Genomic DNA, 18,291 nt, shown 5'->3' on the forward strand with positions numbered 1-18,291 from the left:
GCGATCCCACTGAAAAACGCATAAAAAAACGGAGCCCCGAAGGCTCCGTTTTTCATGCAACCGACCCGGTATCAGGCCAGTTTTTTGTGCCGTACACGATGCGGCTGGGCAGCTGCTTCGCCGAGACGCTTTTTGCGATCGGCTTCGTATTCGGTGTAGTTGCCTTCGAAGAACACCGCTTGCGAGTCGTCTTCGTACGCCAGGATGTGAGTCGCGACGCGGTCAAGGAACCACCGATCGTGAGAGATCACAATGGCGGCGCCCGGGAAGTCGAGCAGTGCTTCTTCCAGGGAACGCAGGGTTTCAACGTCGAGGTCGTTGGACGGTTCGTCGAGCAGCAGGACGTTGCCGCCCTCCTTCAGGGTCAGGGCCAGGTGCAAGCGACCGCGCTCACCACCGGACAGGTCCTTGACGAACTTCTGCTGATCGCCGCCCTTGAAGTTGAAACGCCCCACGTAGGTACGCGACGGAATCTCGTAGTTGCCGATGCGGATCTGGTCGGAACCGTCGGAGATTTGCTGGAACACAGTCTTGCTGCCGTCCAGGTCTTCGCGGCTCTGATCGACGCACGCCAGTTGCACGGTTTCGCCGACTTCGATGCTGCCCGAATCCGGTGTTTCCTTGCCCATCAGCATGCGGAACAGGGTCGATTTACCGGCACCGTTACCACCGATCACGCCAACGATGGCGCCTTTAGGCATGGAGAACGACAGGTTGTCGATCAGCACGCGATCGCCATACCCCTTGGAAACGTTCTTGAATTCGATGACCTTGTCGCCCAGGCGCGGACCGGCCGGGATGTAGATCTCGTTGGTTTCGCTGCGCTTCTGGAATTCCTGCGATTGCATTTCTTCGAAGCGTTGCAGACGAGCCTTGGATTTGGACTGGCGGGCCTTGGCGCCTTGGCGCACCCACTCCAGTTCTTCCTTCATGGCTTTTTCGTGGGCCGACTGCTGCTTGGATTCGGCAGCCAGACGATTGGACTTGGCTTCAAGCCAACCCGAATAGTTGCCTTCGTACGGGATGCCGGCACCGCGGTCGAGTTCCAGAATCCAGCCGGCGACGTTGTCCAGGAAGTAACGGTCGTGCGTGATCGCAACCACGGTACCCGGGAAATCGTGCAGGAAGTGCTCCAGCCAGGCGACGGAATCGGCGTCCAGGTGGTTGGTTGGTTCGTCGAGCAGCAGCATGTCCGGAGCGGACAGCAGCAGGCGGCACAGGGCCACGCGACGCTTTTCACCACCGGACAGGAATTCGACTTTCGCGTCCCATGCTGGCAGGCGCAGCGCATCGGCGGCGACTTCCAGTTGACGCTCAAGGTTGTGACCGTCGCTTGCCTGCAGAATGGCTTCGAGCTTGGCCTGTTCAGCCGCCAGCTTGTCGAAGTCGGCATCTTCTTCAGCGTAAGCCGCGTAGACCTCGTCCAGGCGCGCCTGGGCGTTCTTGATCACGCTGACCGCTTCCTCAACCACTTCACGCACGGTTTTGGTCGGGTCCAGGATCGGTTCCTGTGGCAGGTAGCCGATGTTCAGTTCCGGCATCGGACGGGCTTCGCCTTCGAACTCGGTGTCGACGCCGGCCATGATTTTCAGCAACGTGGACTTACCCGAACCGTTGAGGCCGAGTACGCCGATCTTGGCGCCAGGGAAGAACGACAGAGAAATGTTTTTCAGGATTTCCCGCTTCGGCGGAACAACTTTGCCGAGCCGATGCATGGTGAAGACGTATTGAGCCATGGAGAACCTTGGGTCAGTGACAGATGAATGATTGGAGCGCAGGCGAAGCCTGGCCAGACTGTGCGCGTCGTCCGATTGATGGCGATCAATACGTGCACGCTGAAAAAGTCTGAGTCTAGGAGCTGGAACGCTCCCGCGTAACCGGCAAAGCTACCTGATTGACGGAAGGCAGTCCAGCCGACAGGGGCTGGCACTTAGCCACAACTCAAGGCATGCTAGCCGCCCTTCGGGCGTCAGGCTTATAGTGCACGTCGCGCCAGTCCAGTCAAACCGCAGGATTCCAGTTTGTCTAATGCCACTCCGCAAGCTTCCGTGAGCGCTCCCAGTCCTGCGACCGGCTCGCCCCTGCGCGGAACCCTGAAAGGCGCGCTGGCGACACTCGTTCTGTTGCTGCTCGCCCTGCTGTTCTGGCAGTTGCTGGATCAACTTCGCGAAACCCAGAAACACCAGCGCCAATACACCATCGATTACACCGCCGACCTGGCCGCGCAAGTCAGCCTGAACATGGCGCTCAACGCGCAAATCGCCCTCAACCTGCTACCGATCGTCGAACAACCGCAAAGCGCCGACGAACAGCGGGCGTTACTGCGCAAGCTGCAACAGTCATTACCGGAACTACGCAGCCTGGCGTTGCTCAGCCCCTCCGGGAAAATCCTCAACGACAGCGCCGATGACAGTCAGGACGCCGACTACCTGAGTGAACTGGTCCGGCGCAGTCATGCCCAGGCCCACTACTTCAGCAACGCCGATGACGGTTCGGTGGTGCATCTACTGCTGCATCAAGCCAGCGGCAGCTCCCGAGGCTATTGGGCCCTGCGCCTGACACCGACCTTTTTCTCGACGCTGACCAAACAGAGCGAGGCCGGCATCCGTCCGCTGTGGCTGGTGGAAAACCGCATTAATCGCCAGATCATCAGCCGCGATGATGCCGTGCCCTCCAGCACGCCAGCCGTGCTGACGCCGGATGAATTGGCCAGCAGTGTGCTGACCGTGCCGTTGAGCAGCAGCGACTGGCAAATGCGCGGGTTGTTCGATCGGCAACGGGTGCTCGAAGAGCTGCTGCCGGCGTTCATTGGCAAATGCCTGCTGGGCCTGGCGTTTTCGCTGCTACCGTTCATTGCGCTGCTGAACATGCGCCGCCGCCAACGCCAGTTGAATGAGGGGCGTCGACGCTACCAGGACATTTTCGAAGGCACCGGCGTTGCACTCTGTGTACTCGACGTATCGGGGCTCAAGGGCGCTTTCGACAAGGCGCAGTTGCAGAGCAACGAACAATTGCAGGCCTGGCTTGAGCGCCCGGAACAACGCCGGCAACTGCTTCAGGAGTTGCGCATCACCGAGGTCAACCAGGTTGCCCTGCAACTGCTCAACGTCAACGCTTGCGGGCAGGCCTGGAACCTGTTGATCGACGGCAATGCACAGAACGGCACGGCCATTGGCAATCAAGTGCTCGAAGCGGTGTTTAACCAGCAGCGACAGCTTGAGCTGGAAATCAAACTGCAGGGTGCCAACGACCGCGATCAGCACTTGTGGCTGGTCCTGCGCCTGCCGGTCGATCAGAACGACTATAAAGCGGTGATCCTGAGCATTACCGACATCACCAGCCGCAAGCTGATCGAGCTGTCACTGCTGGAACGCGAAGGGTTCTGGTCCGATGTGGTGCGCACCGTGCCGGATCACCTGTACGTGCAGGACGTAATCAGCCAGCGGATGATTTTCAGCAACCACCACCTCGGCCAGACCCTCGGATACGACCCTACCGAACTGCATCAGATGGGTGAGTATTTCTGGGAAATCCTGCTGCACCCCGAGGATGCCGATTTCTACCATCGCTCGCGCCAGATCCAGCGTCAGGCGGGTTACAGCCAATTGATGCAGTGCCAACTGCGCTTCCGTCATCGTGATGGCAAATGGCGGCGGTTCGAGATTCGTGAACAGGCCCTGGCACGGGACAAGCACAATCAGGTCACGCGCATCATCGGGGTGGCGAAGGACATCACCGATCAGATCGAAGCCAGTGAATCGTTGCGCGACAGCGAACAGCGTTACCGGATGCTCGCCGAAAGCATCAGCGACGTGATTTTCTCCACCGACAGCAAACTGTCGCTCAACTACGTCAGCCCCTCGGTGCAAGCCGTGCTGGGTTATGACGCAGAGTGGATCTTCCAGAACGGCTGGCAATCGATCGTCGCCAACCCGCAACAATTGACCGGCATCTTCCACCTGATGGACCGGGTCAGCAAAGCGCTGGATAAACCCGAGCAACTGGCGCTGTTGCGCAGCCAGGTGCAGACCCAACTGTTCCTGTTCGATTGCCTGCGCGCCGATGGCCGCAAGATCCCCATCGAGTTGCGACTGGTGCTGGTCTGGGACGAACACGGCGCGTTTGAAGGCGTGCTGGGGGTCGGTCGTGACATCAGCCAGCAACGCCGCGCCGAGAAAGACCTGCGCATGGCGGCCACGGTATTTGAACACTCGACCTCGGCGATTCTGATCACCGACCCGGCCGGTTACATCGTTCAGGCCAACGAAGCGTTCAGTCGCGTCAGCGGCTATGCCGTGGAACAAGTGCTCGACCAGTTACCGAACATGCTGACTGTCGACGAGCAGCAGGACGCTCATCTGCGCTACGTGCTCAAGCAACTGCATCAGAACAGTACGTGGGAAGGCGAAGTCTGGCTCAAGCGCCGCAACGGCGAACACTACCCGGCCTGGGTCGGAATCACGGCGGTGCTGGACGACGAAGGCGACCTGGCCAGTTATGTGTGCTTCTTCAGCGACATCAGCGAGCGCAAGGCCAGTGAACAGCGGATTCACCGCCTCGCCTACTACGACGCCCTGACTCATCTTCCCAACCGCACGCTGTTCCAGGATCGCCTGCACACGGCGCTGCAATCGGCGGACCGGCAGAAGTCATGGGTGGTGCTGATGTTCCTCGACCTCGACCGTTTCAAGCCGATCAACGATTCACTCGGCCACGCCGCCGGCGACCGCATGCTCAAGGAAATGGCCACGCGCCTGCTCGGCTGCGTCGATGATGACGACACCGTGGCCCGCATGGGTGGCGACGAATTCACCTTGCTGCTGCAACCCCGGGTCAACCGCGAAATCGCGCTGAACCGGGCGATCCACGTGGCGGAACAGATTCTGGCCAGCCTGGTGAAACCCTTTGTACTGGAGGGCCGCGAGTTCTTCGTCACGGCCAGTATCGGCATCGCCCTGAGCCCGCAGGACGGCAATGAACTTAGCCAATTGATGAAAAATGCCGACACGGCGATGTACCACGCCAAGGAACGCGGCAAGAACAACTTCCAGTTTTATCAGGCGGACATGAACGCCAGCGCACTGGAACGCCTGGAGCTGGAAAGTGATCTGCGACACGCCCTGGAACAGAACGAATTCGTGCTGTATTACCAGCCGCAATTCAGCGGCGACGGCAAACGCTTGACCGGTGCCGAAGCCCTGTTGCGCTGGAGTCATCCACGACGCGGGCTGGTGCCGCCGGGGGATTTCATTCCGGTGCTCGAAGAGCTCGGCCTGGTGGTGGATGTCGGCGACTGGGTCATCGGCGAAGCGTGCCGCCAGCTCAAGACCTGGCACCAGACGAAAGTCCGCGTGCCAAAAGTATCGGTGAACATCTCGGCGCGGCAGTTCTCCGACGGCCAGTTGGGCACGCGGATCGCCACCATCCTCAAGGAAACCGGCCTGCCGCCGGCGTGCCTGGAGCTGGAGCTGACCGAAAGTATCCTGATGCGCGAAGTCAGCGAGGCGATGCAGATTCTCGCCGGGTTGAAAAACCTCGGCCTGAGCATTGCGGTCGATGACTTCGGCACCGGCTACTCATCGCTCAACTATCTCAAGCAGTTCCCGATCGACGTTCTGAAAATCGACCGCACGTTTGTCGATGGCCTGCCGTCCGGTGAACAGGATGCGCAAATTGCCCGGGCGATCATCGCCATGGCACACAGCCTGAACCTGGCGGTGATCGCCGAGGGCGTGGAAACCCAAGAGCAACTCGACTTCCTGCGCGAGCATGGTTGCGATGAGGTTCAGGGCTATCTGTTCGGCCGGCCGATGCCACCCAGCCGCTTTGAAGCACAGTTCAGCAATGATGCCCTCTTCATGCTCGACTGAAGTCCTGCTGAGAGGCTGATGACCCCATCGCGAGCAAGCTCCCTCCCACAGTGGATCTTCAGTGTTCGCGCATTTTATGTACACCCGAGAACTTGTGGGAGCGGGCTTGCCCGCGATGAGGCCTGCATGATCACCGCTGATCCCTTCATGAAGCCCACTTGTCTGCGACATGATGTCGTTTCATATGCCATCCAAAACCCGTTGGGTTAGAATGCCCCCCTTTTCTGCCCCCGATCCTTGAGGACCGCCATGTTCAGCCGTGATTTGACTATTGCCAAGTACGACGCCGATCTTTTTGCCGCCATGGAGCAAGAAGCTCAGCGCCAGGAAGAACACATCGAGCTGATCGCTTCGGAAAACTACACCAGCCCAGCGGTGATGGAGGCTCAAGGCTCGGTTCTGACCAACAAGTACGCCGAAGGCTACCCGGGCAAGCGCTACTACGGTGGTTGCGAGTACGTCGACGTCGTTGAGCAGCTGGCCATCGATCGTGCCAAGGAACTGTTCGGCGCCGATTACGCCAACGTTCAGCCACACGCCGGTTCGCAAGCCAACAGCGCGGTTTACCTGGCACTGCTGCAAGCCGGCGACACCATCCTGGGCATGAGCCTGGCCCACGGTGGTCACCTGACCCACGGCGCCAGCGTTTCGTCCTCCGGCAAGCTGTACAACGCCATCCAGTACGGCATCGACGCCAACGGCCTGATCGACTACGACGAAGTCGAGCGCCTGGCAGTTGAGCACAAGCCGAAAATGATCGTGGCCGGTTTCTCTGCTTACTCGCAGATCCTCGACTTCCCGCGCTTCCGTGCAATCGCCGACAAGGTTGGCGCCTACTTGTTCGTCGACATGGCCCACGTGGCCGGTCTGGTCGCCGCTGGCGTCTACCCGAACCCGGTGCCATTCGCTGACGTCGTGACCACCACCACGCACAAGACCCTGCGCGGTCCACGTGGCGGCCTGATCCTGGCTCGCGCCAATGCCGACATCGAGAAGAAGCTGAACTCCGCGGTATTCCCGGGCGCCCAGGGTGGCCCGCTGGAGCACGTGATCGCCGCTAAAGCGATCTGCTTCAAGGAAGCACTGCAGCCTGAGTTCAAGACCTACCAGCAACAAGTGGTGAAAAACGCCAAGGCCATGGCCGGCGTGTTCATCGAACGCGGTTTCGACGTCGTTTCCGGCGGTACTGAAAACCACCTGTTCCTGCTGTCACTGATCAAGCAGGAAATCTCCGGTAAAGACGCCGACGCCGCTCTGGGCAAAGCATTCATTACCGTGAACAAGAACTCCGTACCAAATGATCCACGCTCCCCGTTCGTCACCTCCGGCCTGCGCTTCGGCACTCCGGCTGTGACCACTCGCGGCTTCAAGGAAGCCGAGTGCAAGGAACTGGCCGGCTGGATCTGCGACATCCTGGCTGACCTGAACAACGAAGCGGTGATCGACGCCGTTCGTGAGAAGGTCAAGGCCATCTGCAAGAAGTTGCCGGTTTACGGCGCTTGATAGCAGCAGCTTGAATAAACCCGGCCTGACAGCCGGGTTTTTTTTGCCTGTTATTTTTGCACCCCTGCAAACTTCGACACTTCTTTAATTGAAAACTACTGAAACATCAAAGTCCAAAAACAACTACTCATTCTCGTCCCTCGACTGTTAGCTTAATAACCAGCCGACAACTTCGGCCAACTTTACAAATTAAAACCACACACAGGGAATGAACAACATGAGCCAAAACAAAGAGCGGTCCTTTATTGCCACAATGACAACCAGCCATGGCAACTTGCATTTACCAGGTATCACCCACGGTAAAACAACACGCATCAAAAAACTTGATTTTGACACATGGTCTTTTGAAGCCAACATGGACGTATCCAGTTATCTTTGCGTTAAAGCAAACACTGCACCCAAGCAGCTAAAATTCGAGTTTCATTGCATCGACGACTATTACTCCATTTATCTGATCACTGACGGCCCGTATCACCGGTATGCACTGAGTAATGAAGACAAAGACTTCATCAGCGCCTTCCGCCCTGACCATGACCAGACAACCTTTAACTTGCTAGATAAAAACGGAAACATCATAACCCTCGACCAGATCGACAACGACACTCCGACACTCAGGATTCAGACGCGGGGCGGCCGGACGCTCAGCGTACGGGGCAATACAGCGGTAGGCGGCCTGGTTTGCACAGGCAAAGTCACAGCACAGCCTCTGGACTTCAAACTTGAAATACTGACCCGAGGCACTCTCTGAGTCATTCTCCCGACTTGCCAATATTGAATGCAAAAAAATCAACATGGACGAACTAAAATCAAGCATGGACTGCCTGAAATGAAAACCGACCGACAACTATCTTTCACCGCAACCTTTGGCACAGAAACAACGTTATTGAATTTCCTGGAGATCGCACTTGGCAAACGGGCAATAGTCAACTCAGGACTTGCCAGCGGTGGATTTTTCACCGGAAAGCGTCAAAGCCGGGATGATTCACACTTAATTGGTTTTCGCCCCGATGTCCCGGTAGACGCCAAACCTCGCCTACAGCTTTATTTCAGACATACGCAACGTCATTACAGGCTCTATGTCCGAACAGCAGGAGATTATTATGGAAAATGTCTCAGCATGAGTGACAACGGATTACTTGGGGCATTCCCTTCTGATGACTCGAACATCTTTGCGCTGAGAGACGAACGCGGAAACATGCTGACCCTTGATACTATAAAAAGTGAATCGCTCAGTATTTATCTGCAGCCGAAGGAGTCTGGACTTCTACATCAACACAAAGAGCATGATTCAACCTATCTTTATGTCGCAGACAAAGGGGGTTCCCCCTTGGCTTTCAATCTGCACATCCTGGAAAGAAATGCCCCTTACGTCAGCAGCCCCGATGAGGTCTGACGATCCAGGCATTCAATACCGCTGAGCCGCGGCGGACGTCCCCTCCCGACTCAAAACCGGGAGGGGCATAGTCGGGGTGAGGCGGTGATCACCGCCGCCTCACCTGAAAACAACCCAAATTCTGCACACTACTGCGCTGCCACCCGTGCAAATCCTTCGCGAATCTTCTCTTGCGGCAAGTCATCGGCAATAAACACGATCACGCTTTCGCGGGCCTCATCGTCTGCCCACTCGGTATCCCAATCGAAACCATACAGTTTCAGCACCCCCTGAAACACCATGCGCCGAGACTCACCGAGGATGTTCAATACACCTTTGTAGCGCAGCAGTTGCTTGCCATGCTCTTCGAGCAATTCATTCATGAACTCGCTGAGCTTGTCGATATCCAGCGGTTTGTCGGTGCGCAGCACCAGGCTGGAGATACGGTCGATGGATGGCGCCTTGCTTACCGGACGCAGACTCACGCCACCGCCAAGGTCGGCATTCAGATTGAAACCGCGCACGTCGAGCAATTCGGCCAGATCGATCTGGCCGTGATCGACCACGCGGATCGGCGCACGCCGGTTGATACGGGTCAGCCGTTCACTCAATGCGATGAACGTCGGCTCATCCACCAGATCGCGCTTGCTCACCAGCAAGCGGTCTGCGAAACCGATTTGCGCCTGGGCAATGGTTTGAGCCAGGTGCGTGTCGGCATGCGCCGCGTCGACCAGGGTGATGATGCCGTCGAGGAGGTAGCGTTCACGCAGTTCTTCGTCGATGAAGAACGTTTGCGCCACCGGAGCCGGGTCCGCCAGGCCAGTGCATTCGATCACCAGGCGATCGAAGGCGATGTCGCCGCTGTCCAGGCGTTCGAGCAACAGGTACAGCGCCTTGGTCAGGTCGGTGTGGATGGTGCAGCAGACGCAGCCGTTGGACAGCGTCATGACTTGTACCGGCTCGTCGCCCAACAGTTGGGTATCGATACCGGCATCACTGAATTCGTTTTCGATCACGGCTATTTTCAGGCCGTGCTCTGCTTTCAACAGGTGACGCAACAGCGTGGTCTTGCCGGCGCCAAGGAAGCCGCTGAGGATCGTGACGGGGATGGGAGAGGACAAACTGAATCTCCTGCTTCATAAAATAAAAAGTGAACACAAAAACAAATGTGGGAGCGGGCTTGCCCGCGATAGCGATTTACCATTCAACATCAATGCTGACTGATAGTCCGTCATCGCGGGCAAGCCCGCTCCCACAGGGGTTGCATCAATCTGGCTGTCGGATCAACAGCACTTCGGCCCACCCTTGCCACCGTAACGCGCTTCCTGACGTTCGCGGAAGAACATTTCGTAGCTCATCACCGGTTTGTCCGGGTGTTTGGTTTGCATATGCTCGACGTAGGTGTCGTAGTCGGGCATGCCGACCATCAGGCGCGCGGCCTGACCGAGGTATTTACCGAGGCGACTCAGGTCATTGAACATGTTTGCAATCCTCGATTACGCGTCAGGCAGGGCGTGGAATGGTGATTCTTTATCCGTGCGCTCTTTTTTACCCCAGGAGGCAATGCCGACCTTGAGTGCATAGAACAGGATGCTGAAGACCACGAACAGGAACAGCGCCGTCAGCGTAGCGTTGGTGTAGGCATTGAAGATCACGTGCTGCATCTGCGTGATGTCCTTGGCCGGGGCGAGGATCTGACCGTTGGCCAGCGCATCGCTGTACTTCTTGGCCAGCGACAGAAAGCCGATCGCCGGGTTGGCGTCGAACAGCTTGATGAAGCCTGCGGTGGTGGTGCAGATCAGCAGCCAGACCGCTGGCACCAACGTCACCCAGATGTAGCGCTGGCGTTTCATTTTGATCAGCACAACGGTGCCGAGCATCAGCGCGATACCGGCCAGCATCTGGTTGGAGATGCCGAACAGCGGCCACAAGGTGTTGATGCCACCCAACGGATCGATGACGCCCTGATACAGCAACCAACCCCACATCGCTACACAACCGGCGGTGGCGATCAGGTTGGCGGTCCAGGATTCCGTACGTTTCAGCGCCGGCACGAAAGAGCCCAGCAAATCCTGAAGCATGAAACGACCGGCACGGGTACCGGCGTCGACAGCCGTCAGGATGAACAGCGCTTCGAACAGGATCGCAAAGTGGTACCAGAACGCCATGGTGTTTTCACCCGGCAGGACACTGTGCAGGATCTGCGCGATACCGACCGCCAGGGTCGGCGCACCACCGGCACGGGCCAGGATGGTGGTTTCGCCGATGTCATGGGCCACGGCTTGCAGGGCTTCCGGGGTAATGGCAAAACCCCAGCCGCTGACCGCTTGCGCCACCGCTACCACATCACCGCCGACCACGGCCGCCGGACTGTTCATCGCGAAGTACACGCCTGGTTCGATCACCGAGGCGGCAACCATGGCCATGATCGCCACGAAGGACTCCATCAGCATGCCGCCGTAACCGATGTAACGGGCGTTGGTTTCGTTATCCAGCAGTTTTGGCGTGGTGCCGGAAGAGATCAGCGCGTGGAAACCCGAGACCGCGCCACAGGCGATGGTGATGAACAGGAACGGGAACAGACCGCCCTTCCACACCGGGCCGGTGCCGTCGATGAACTGGGTCAGCGCGGGCATTTTCAGCTCGGGCATGGTCACCAGAATGCCGATCGCGAGGGCGACGATGGTGCCGATTTTCAGGAAGGTCGACAGGTAGTCACGCGGGGCCAGAATCAGCCACACCGGTAACACGGCGGCCACAAAACCGTAGCCGATCAACATCCAGGTAATCTGGATGCCGGTGAAGCTGAACGCCTTGGCCCAGACCGGGTCAGCGGCAATCTGCCCGCCCAGCCAGATCGAACCGAGCAGCAGCAACACGCCGACCACGGAGATTTCACCGATGCGGCCCGGGCGGATGTAGCGCATATAGATGCCCATGAACATCGCGATCGGGATGGTCGCCATCACCGTGAAAATGCCCCAAGGGCTTTCAGCCAGGGCTTTCACGACGATCAGTGCCAGCACCGCGAGGATGATGATCATGATCAGGAAGCAGCCAAACAGTGCGATGGTGCCCGGGATGCGGCCCATTTCTTCACGGACCATGTCGCCCAGGGACCGACCGTTGCGGCGGGTCGACATGAACAACACCATGAAGTCCTGAACAGAACCGGCCAGTACCACGCCCGCGATTATCCACAGAGTACCCGGCAGGTAACCCATCTGCGCCGCCAATACCGGACCGACCAGAGGACCAGCGCCAGCGATGGCCGCGAAGTGGTGGCCGAAAAGAATGTGTTTGTTGGTCGGCACATAGTCCAGACCATCATTATTGAGTACGGCGGGGGTCGCCCGTCGCGGGTCGAGTTGCATCACATTGTTAGCGATGAACAGACTGTAGTAGCGATACGCAACCAGATATATGGCCACCGCCGCGACCACAATCCACAAGGCGTTGATTGCCTCTCCGCGGCGCAGTGCCACTACCCCAAGTGCGCACGCACCGACGATTGCCAGCAGCAGCCAGGGTAAGTGGCTTAGCAGGCTATTATTATTTTTCATTTTATGATTCCAGCCAGAGTGGACAAGAAAGAAAGCCACCCCGAGTTTAGCTCTCCTGACGGCAAAGGCCATACCCCAACATTGGTCTAAACGCCTGTCTGCGCTGGCAGGCTTTGATATTGCGGGTCTATAGTCAGCGTACCTTTTCGAGGATTACGCCATGAGCGAGCACGCCGCCGATCGCCGCCGCTTCAAACGTATCGCGTTCGATGCCAAAACCGAGTTGAGCCAAGGGGAATACATCTGGCCGGTGAAGCTGATCGACCTGTCGCTCAAGGGACTGCTGATCGAGAAGCCCGAGCCGTGGCTGGGTAATCGAGAGTGGCATTTCCTGGTCGATATTCACCTCACCGATGACGTTGCCATCAAGATGGATGTGCAACTGACCCACGATGATCATGGCCAGCTTGGCTTCGTCTGCAAACACATCAGCCTGGAATCGATTGAACGCCTGCGGCGGTTGATTGAACTCAACGTGGGAGACTCGCAAGAGCTGGAACGTGAGCTGGGGGCGTTGATCGAGATCTGAATTCACCCCCGGCTCCTACAGGAATTGCGGGTTACTCGAACAACGCGTCCAGTGCCTGTTCCAGACGGGTCACTGCAATTATCTGCAACCCCGGCGGTGATTCTTTCGGCGCATTGCCCTTGGGCACGATGGCGCGCTTGAAGCCGTGCTTGGCGGCTTCTTTCAGGCGTTCCTGACCGCTTGGCACCGGGCGCACTTCGCCCGACAGGCCGACTTCGCCAAACACCAACAGATCATGCGGCAGTGGCCGGTTACGCAAACTGGACATGACGGCCGCCATCAACGCCAGGTCTGATGCTGTTTCCAGCACCTTCACCCCGCCCACCACATTGAGGAATACGTCCTGATCGTGGGTCGGAATGCCGCCATGACGGTGTAAAACCGCGAGCAGCATCGCCAGGCGATTCTGATCCAGCCCCAGTGTTACCCGGCGCGGGTTGGCCAAATGACTGTCGTCCACCAAGGCCTGGACTTCCACCAGCATCGGTCGTGTGCCTTCCCACGTCGCCATGACCACACTGCCCGGAACTTCTTCCTGAGCGCGGGTGAGAAAAATCGCCGAGGGATTGGAGACTTCTTTCAAGCCCTTGTCGGTCATGCCGAACACACCCAATTCGTTAACTGCGCCAAAACGGTTTTTCACCGCCCGCAGTAAACGCAGACGCCCATCGGATTCGCCTTCGAAATACAAAACGGTGTCGACCATGTGCTCCAGCACGCGCGGACCGGCCAGAGCACCTTCTTTGGTCACGTGGCCGACCAGGAAAATCGCCGTGCCGCTCTGCTTGGCATAACGCACCAGCAGCGCTGCGCTCTCGCGAACCTGCGAGACACCGCCCGGTGCCGATTGCAGTTGTTCGGTGAAGATCGTCTGGATCGAGTCGATCACCATGACCTTGGGTTTTTCCACCCGGGCCGTGGCGATGATGGTTTCGATGCAGGTTTCGGTCATCACCCGCAGTTGGTCCTGCGGCAAACCCAGCCGGCGGGCGCGCATGGCCACTTGTTGCTGCGATTCTTCGCCGGTGACGTACAGCGCCGGCATGCTTTTGGCGAGGTTGCACAAGGTTTGCAACAGGATGGTCGACTTACCGATGCCAGGGTCACCGCCGATCAGCACTACCGAACCGTCGACCAGGCCACCGCCCAGCACCCGATCGAGTTCACTGGAGGCTGTGGAAAACCGCGGTATTTCTTCGACACTGACTTCGGCCAGTGTCTTGATCTGGGCCTGCTGACCGGTCCAGCCAGTGCGACCGCTCGGGGCGGCGGCGCCACCGCTTTCCACCATGGTTTCGGTCAGCGTGTTCCAGGCCCCGCACTCGCCGCATTGGCCGGCCCACTTGGGGAAGGTTGAGCCACACTCGGTGCAGCCGTACATGCGCTTGGCCTTGGCCATCTGAACTCCCGGCAAAAACCGCGATGATAGCTCAGCTGACACCGATCAGCGCGGCGCGGCGGTACGGATTTCGCCGCTGGCCAGACGCGTGGCGCTGTTGCCTAACGGATCTTCGGCGTTCAGGTCCGCGCCTTTGGCCTTGAGTGCATCGAGCAGCTCGGCACGTTTGAACAATCCGGCGTACATCGCCGCAGTCTGCCCCGCGCCGTTGCGCTGGTCCGGACTGCAACCGGCCGACAACAAGGTCCGGGCGATTTGCACTTCGCCTTTGAAAATCGCCCCCATCAATGCCGTGTTGCCTCGCTGGTCCTGAGCACAGGCATCCGCGCCGGCGGCGAGCAAGCGATCGACTGCGCCGGTCTGGCCGTGATAGGCCGCCAGTATCAACGCGGTATAACCCTTGCCATCGCGGGTATCGAGCGAGTATCCAGCCTCGATGAACGTGTCGAGCATTGGCACATCACCACGGCGGGCGGCGTCGAAGTAGTAATCCTGCAATTGAGCAGACAGCTCGGCCGCATCGTCACTTGTGGAGGAAAAGGCACTGGTCGAAAGCAACGCCAGCACCAGAAACAGATAATCACGCATCGCAATCTCCTTGGCTCGACGGGACCTCACCCGAGGTCCCGCTTTTCAGGCAAACGCGGTCAGTCGACCAGGTTGGCCGCCAGCGCCTTGACCCGGCTCAGGTCACCCTTGGCCACCTTGGTCACGCCCGTCCCGTATTCCGGGTCGGCCTTGTAGAGGAACGACAGGATGATGTGCTTGCTCTCGTCATCGGTTGTCGCGAGCGAACCGCCAAAACTCTCGATCAGGTCATTTCGCTCTTTTTTGCTGAAGGAGCGATACAGATCACCAGCCTGCTTGAAGTTTTGCTCGCGCTGGATCTTCGCCTGCTGGGTGCTGCCCGTCAGCGCCGATTGGCTGTAGCGCGCGGCTTGCGGTTCTTCGCGGGGCATTAGACGACTCGGCTGATAATTCACGCCTGTACTGCTTTGACCGATGTTCATCGCGCCGTCCTGATTACCGTTATTCACGGCAACTTTTGGCGCATTGATCGGCAACTGCAGCGCATTGGCGCCCAGACGATAGAGTTGCGTATCGGCGTAGGAAAACACTCGCCCTTGCAATAAGCGATCTTCCGAAGGCTCGATACCGGGAACAAGATTGGCGGGGGCCATGGCAACTTGTTCGGTTTCCTGGAAGACATTCGAAGGATTACGATTCAAGACCATTTGTCCAACTTTTCGCTCAGGAACTCCCGGCCAGATCTTGGTCGCGTCCAATGGATCGAAATCAAACTTGTACAGATCTTGTGATTTTACAACCTGAACGTACAAGTCCCACTTCGGAAAGTCGCCCTTGTTAATATGCGCAACCAAGTCATTTGTCATATGACTGTAATCTTTACCTTGAACTTCTGTCACGGACTTTGGATCGAGATTATTAATCCCCTGCAAACTCTTCCAGTGAAACTTCACGTAGTGCACATCGCCTTTGGCGTTAACTAACTTGTAGGCGTGCACACCGTTGCCATCCATTTCCCGATAACTGGCGGGAGTACCAGAGTTGGAATACAACTCGGTCAGGGTGCGAGTGGCTTCCGGGACATGGGAGAAGAAGTCGAAACGCCGCGAATCATCGTCGAGGTTGGTGCGAGGGTCTGGTTTAAACGCATGGACCATGTCTGGAAACTTGATCGCGTCACGGATGAAGAAGGTCGGAAAATTGTTGCCCACCAGGTCCCAGTTGCCGTCGGCGGTGTAGAACTTGGTGGCGAAACCGCGAGGGTCGCGCAGGGTTTCCGGCGAATGGTTGCCATGAACAACGGCGGAGAAACGCACGAACACCGGTGTGCTCTGGCCACCAGCAAACACTTTCGCCTTGGTCAGGTCGCTCAGGTCATTGGTCACGGTGAACGTGCCATGGGCCCCGGTGCCACGAGCATGCACCACACGCTCAGGAATGCGCTCACGGTCAAAGCGCTGCAGCTTCTGGATCAGTTGCACGTCCTGCAACAGCACCGGGCCAGTGGCACCCGCGGTTTGTGAGTTCTGGTTATCCCCCACGGCAGCACCGTTATCGCGGGTCAGTGTTGCAGCATGGACGGAGAAGGACAGTAGAGTGGCGGTTAAAACGCCAAAGGTACGCCGATGGGAAAAAGTCCCCAGGCCGATGGTCGAAGTCATATCAGGTTCCTCTGTTTTCAAGACGCACTCCCAGTGCGTGGACCAGAGGCTAGGGACCGAAGCGGTAAAACTTAAATAGAAATATCGCAACGTGACGATTCAGAATTTTATGTCGCCAATCAGTTACTTAACGCGTATTTTGCGCGCGATTGCTGGCACTTTGCCTTTTAATTGCCGGCAAACAGGTCAATTACATCGAGCATTGTAATTAGGTGTTTCGAGCACGAGTCGTTTTGCTGATTTACACTGCGTTCACCAACCTCATCTGTAACAAGGAAATAACCTATGGGCGTGATAAGTGAGTTCAAGGCCTTCGCGGTCAAAGGTAATGTGATCGACATGGCGGTCGGTATCATCGTCGGCGCGGCCTTCGGCAAGATCGTTACGTCGTTTGTCGGTGACGTGGTCATGCCGCCCATTGGCCTGTTGATCGGCGGGGTCGACTTCAGTGATCTGGCCATTACGCTTAAGGCCGCCGAAGGCAACGCCCCGGCCGTGGTGATGGCCTACGGCAAATTTATCCAGAGCATGATTGACTTCGTCATTGTCGCGCTCGCGATTTTCATGGGGATCAAAGCGATCAACCAACTGAAGCGCGAAGAGGCCGCCGCCCCGACACTGCCGCCGGTTCCGAGCAAGGAAGAAGAGTTGTTGAGCGAAATCCGCGACCTTCTCAAAGCCCAGAACAATCGGCCCTGACAGGCTGGCTGCAACAAGAAACGGCGCCTTTGGGGCGCCGTTTTTTTTACCAGAAGTTTTCCACTGCCACTTGGCCGGGTCGTCGACTGAGGCTCAAGTGCATGTCACGCTGTTTGAGCAATTTACGCGTGTCATCGATCATCTGCGGATTACCACACAACATGACCCGCGAATGCTCGGCCGTCAGCGCCACGCCTGCTGCCCGTTCCAACTCGCCATTTTCGATCAGCGTAGTGATCCGTCCATTCAGGGCGCCAGGGTGTTGCTCGCGAGTGACGGTGGCGATGAACTGCAACTTGTGGGCGTATTCGGCCAGATAATCGCGTTGCCCCAACTCGGCGATCAGCGCCTGATAAGCCAGTTCCCGGGCTTCGCGTACGCTATAGACGAGGAGAATGCGCTCGAATTTCTCCCACACTTCGAAGTCCTGCAGGATCGACAGAAACGGAGCAATGCCGGTGCCTGTGGATAACAACCAGAGGTCACGCCCATCGACAAAGCGGTCAGGGGTCAAATAACCAAAGGCCTGGCGGTCGACCAGTAAGGTATCGCCAACGTCCAGGCGACTCAGCTCGCTGGTGAACTCCCCGCCTGGCACCACAATGGAGAAGAACTCGAGAAACTCGTCATACGGTGAGGACACCATCGAATAGGCACGCCAGACCGTACCGCCATCCGCCTTGGTAACGCCTAGCCGGGCAAACTGCCCCGCCCTGAAACGAAAGCCCGGATCCCGGGTAACCCGCAGGGTAAAGAGATTCGGGGTCAACGGCTGGACGTCGAGCAAGGTTTGGCGAGTGAACTTTTCGGCACTGGCGGTCATGGGTCGCTCCATTGAACTGATACCGCCAGTGTCGCGCAAAGCAGATGATGTAAACACTGATAATTTGTAGTGTCTTTAGAAATGAGATCCGCTGTTAGTCGCACTGAGTTGTACAACTGCTTATACATCGTATATGACATACAAAAACTTGTACAAAAAACAATAAATAGAATTACATCCACCATGCTAGATAGTTTTATCTGCGCCTCCCAAAGCTAAGAACCAGATATGCACTTCCGATAGTTTTCAAGAGCAAAAAATTGCAGCACTTATGTAGGATTACTCCTACACTCGGCACGTGCTGGATCTCGGATCCAAACATGCACCCCCAAGATGTTCGCATG

General features: G+C 57.6%; 14 protein-coding genes. 6 read left to right on the plus strand and 8 right to left on the minus strand.

From position 1 onward, the window contains the following. Window positions 1–71 precede the first annotated feature (71 nt). A complete protein-coding gene (ettA, locus tag C7534_RS15605; RefSeq protein ID WP_046028585.1) occupies window positions 72–1,736 on the minus strand; it encodes an energy-dependent translational throttle protein EttA in 1,665 nt (554 codons plus the stop codon). Window positions 1,737–2,021: 285 nt separating this feature from the next. Between ettA and C7534_RS15610 the strand changes: the two genes are divergently transcribed. From C7534_RS15610 to C7534_RS32340, 4 genes are all read left to right on the plus strand, one after another. Further along, on the plus strand, window positions 2,022–5,870 hold the full coding sequence (locus tag C7534_RS15610; RefSeq protein WP_109786307.1) for a sensor domain-containing protein: 3,849 nt from the start codon (window positions 2,022–2,024) through the stop codon (window positions 5,868–5,870). Window positions 5,871–6,119: 249 nt separating this feature from the next. Further along, on the plus strand, window positions 6,120–7,373 hold the full coding sequence (gene glyA / locus C7534_RS15615; protein WP_109786308.1) for a serine hydroxymethyltransferase: 1,254 nt from the start codon (window positions 6,120–6,122) through the stop codon (window positions 7,371–7,373). A 217-nt stretch (window positions 7,374–7,590) separates the two neighbouring features. Next, on the plus strand, window positions 7,591–8,121 hold the full coding sequence (locus tag C7534_RS15620) for a hypothetical protein (protein ID WP_109786309.1): 531 nt from the start codon (window positions 7,591–7,593) through the stop codon (window positions 8,119–8,121). Between the two features lie 78 nt (window positions 8,122–8,199). After that, window positions 8,200–8,766 (plus strand): hypothetical protein, encoded by a 567-nt coding sequence (locus tag C7534_RS32340; RefSeq protein WP_146206174.1) that lies wholly within the window; start codon window positions 8,200–8,202, stop codon window positions 8,764–8,766. Window positions 8,767–8,894: 128 nt separating this feature from the next. Here the strand turns inward: C7534_RS32340 and yjiA are convergent, their stop codons facing one another. The 3 genes from yjiA to C7534_RS15645 form a co-directional block, all read right to left on the minus strand. Then, complete coding sequence (yjiA, locus tag C7534_RS15630; protein ID WP_109786311.1) at window positions 8,895–9,866, minus strand: GTPase; 972 nt, start codon at window positions 9,864–9,866, stop codon at window positions 8,895–8,897. A 162-nt stretch (window positions 9,867–10,028) separates the two neighbouring features. Further along, on the minus strand, window positions 10,029–10,226 hold the full coding sequence (locus C7534_RS15640; RefSeq protein ID WP_003228401.1) for a YbdD/YjiX family protein: 198 nt from the start codon (window positions 10,224–10,226) through the stop codon (window positions 10,029–10,031). Between the two features lie 15 nt (window positions 10,227–10,241). Then, window positions 10,242–12,308, minus strand: coding sequence for a carbon starvation CstA family protein (locus tag C7534_RS15645; RefSeq protein ID WP_046028595.1), 2,067 nt, complete (start codon window positions 12,306–12,308; stop codon window positions 10,242–10,244). Between the two features lie 160 nt (window positions 12,309–12,468). Between C7534_RS15645 and C7534_RS15650 the strand changes: the two genes are divergently transcribed. Then, window positions 12,469–12,837 carry a PilZ domain-containing protein gene (locus tag C7534_RS15650; RefSeq protein WP_046028598.1) on the plus strand — a complete coding sequence of 123 codons (369 nt, stop codon included), beginning with the start codon at window positions 12,469–12,471 and terminating at the stop codon, window positions 12,835–12,837. A 31-nt stretch (window positions 12,838–12,868) separates the two neighbouring features. Here the strand turns inward: C7534_RS15650 and radA are convergent, their stop codons facing one another. From radA to katB, 3 genes are read right to left on the minus strand one after another with little or no spacing between them, the layout of a single operon-like run. Next, a complete protein-coding gene (gene radA / locus C7534_RS15655) occupies window positions 12,869–14,236 on the minus strand; it encodes a DNA repair protein RadA (protein ID WP_008028888.1) in 1,368 nt (455 codons plus the stop codon). 45 nt (window positions 14,237–14,281) lie between these two features. Continuing rightward, a complete protein-coding gene (locus C7534_RS15660) occupies window positions 14,282–14,824 on the minus strand; it encodes an ankyrin repeat domain-containing protein (RefSeq protein ID WP_109786312.1) in 543 nt (180 codons plus the stop codon). A gap of 59 nt (window positions 14,825–14,883) precedes the next feature. Then, window positions 14,884–16,425, minus strand: a complete 1,542-nt coding sequence (gene katB, locus C7534_RS15665) for a catalase KatB (protein ID WP_109786313.1) — start codon at window positions 16,423–16,425, stop codon at window positions 14,884–14,886. A gap of 285 nt (window positions 16,426–16,710) precedes the next feature. On the opposite strand from katB, the gene mscL reads away from it, so the two are divergent. Continuing rightward, on the plus strand, window positions 16,711–17,124 hold the full coding sequence (gene mscL / locus C7534_RS15670) for a large-conductance mechanosensitive channel protein MscL (RefSeq protein WP_077431233.1): 414 nt from the start codon (window positions 16,711–16,713) through the stop codon (window positions 17,122–17,124). 46 nt (window positions 17,125–17,170) lie between these two features. Here mscL and C7534_RS15675 read toward each other — a convergent pair whose 3' ends face one another. Beyond that, on the minus strand, window positions 17,171–17,947 hold the full coding sequence (locus C7534_RS15675) for a ferredoxin--NADP reductase (protein ID WP_046028606.1): 777 nt from the start codon (window positions 17,945–17,947) through the stop codon (window positions 17,171–17,173). Window positions 17,948–18,291 lie beyond the last annotated feature (344 nt).

The organism is Pseudomonas sp. OV226 (assembly GCF_003148705.1).
Classification (GTDB): Bacteria; Pseudomonadota; Gammaproteobacteria; order Pseudomonadales; family Pseudomonadaceae; genus Aquipseudomonas.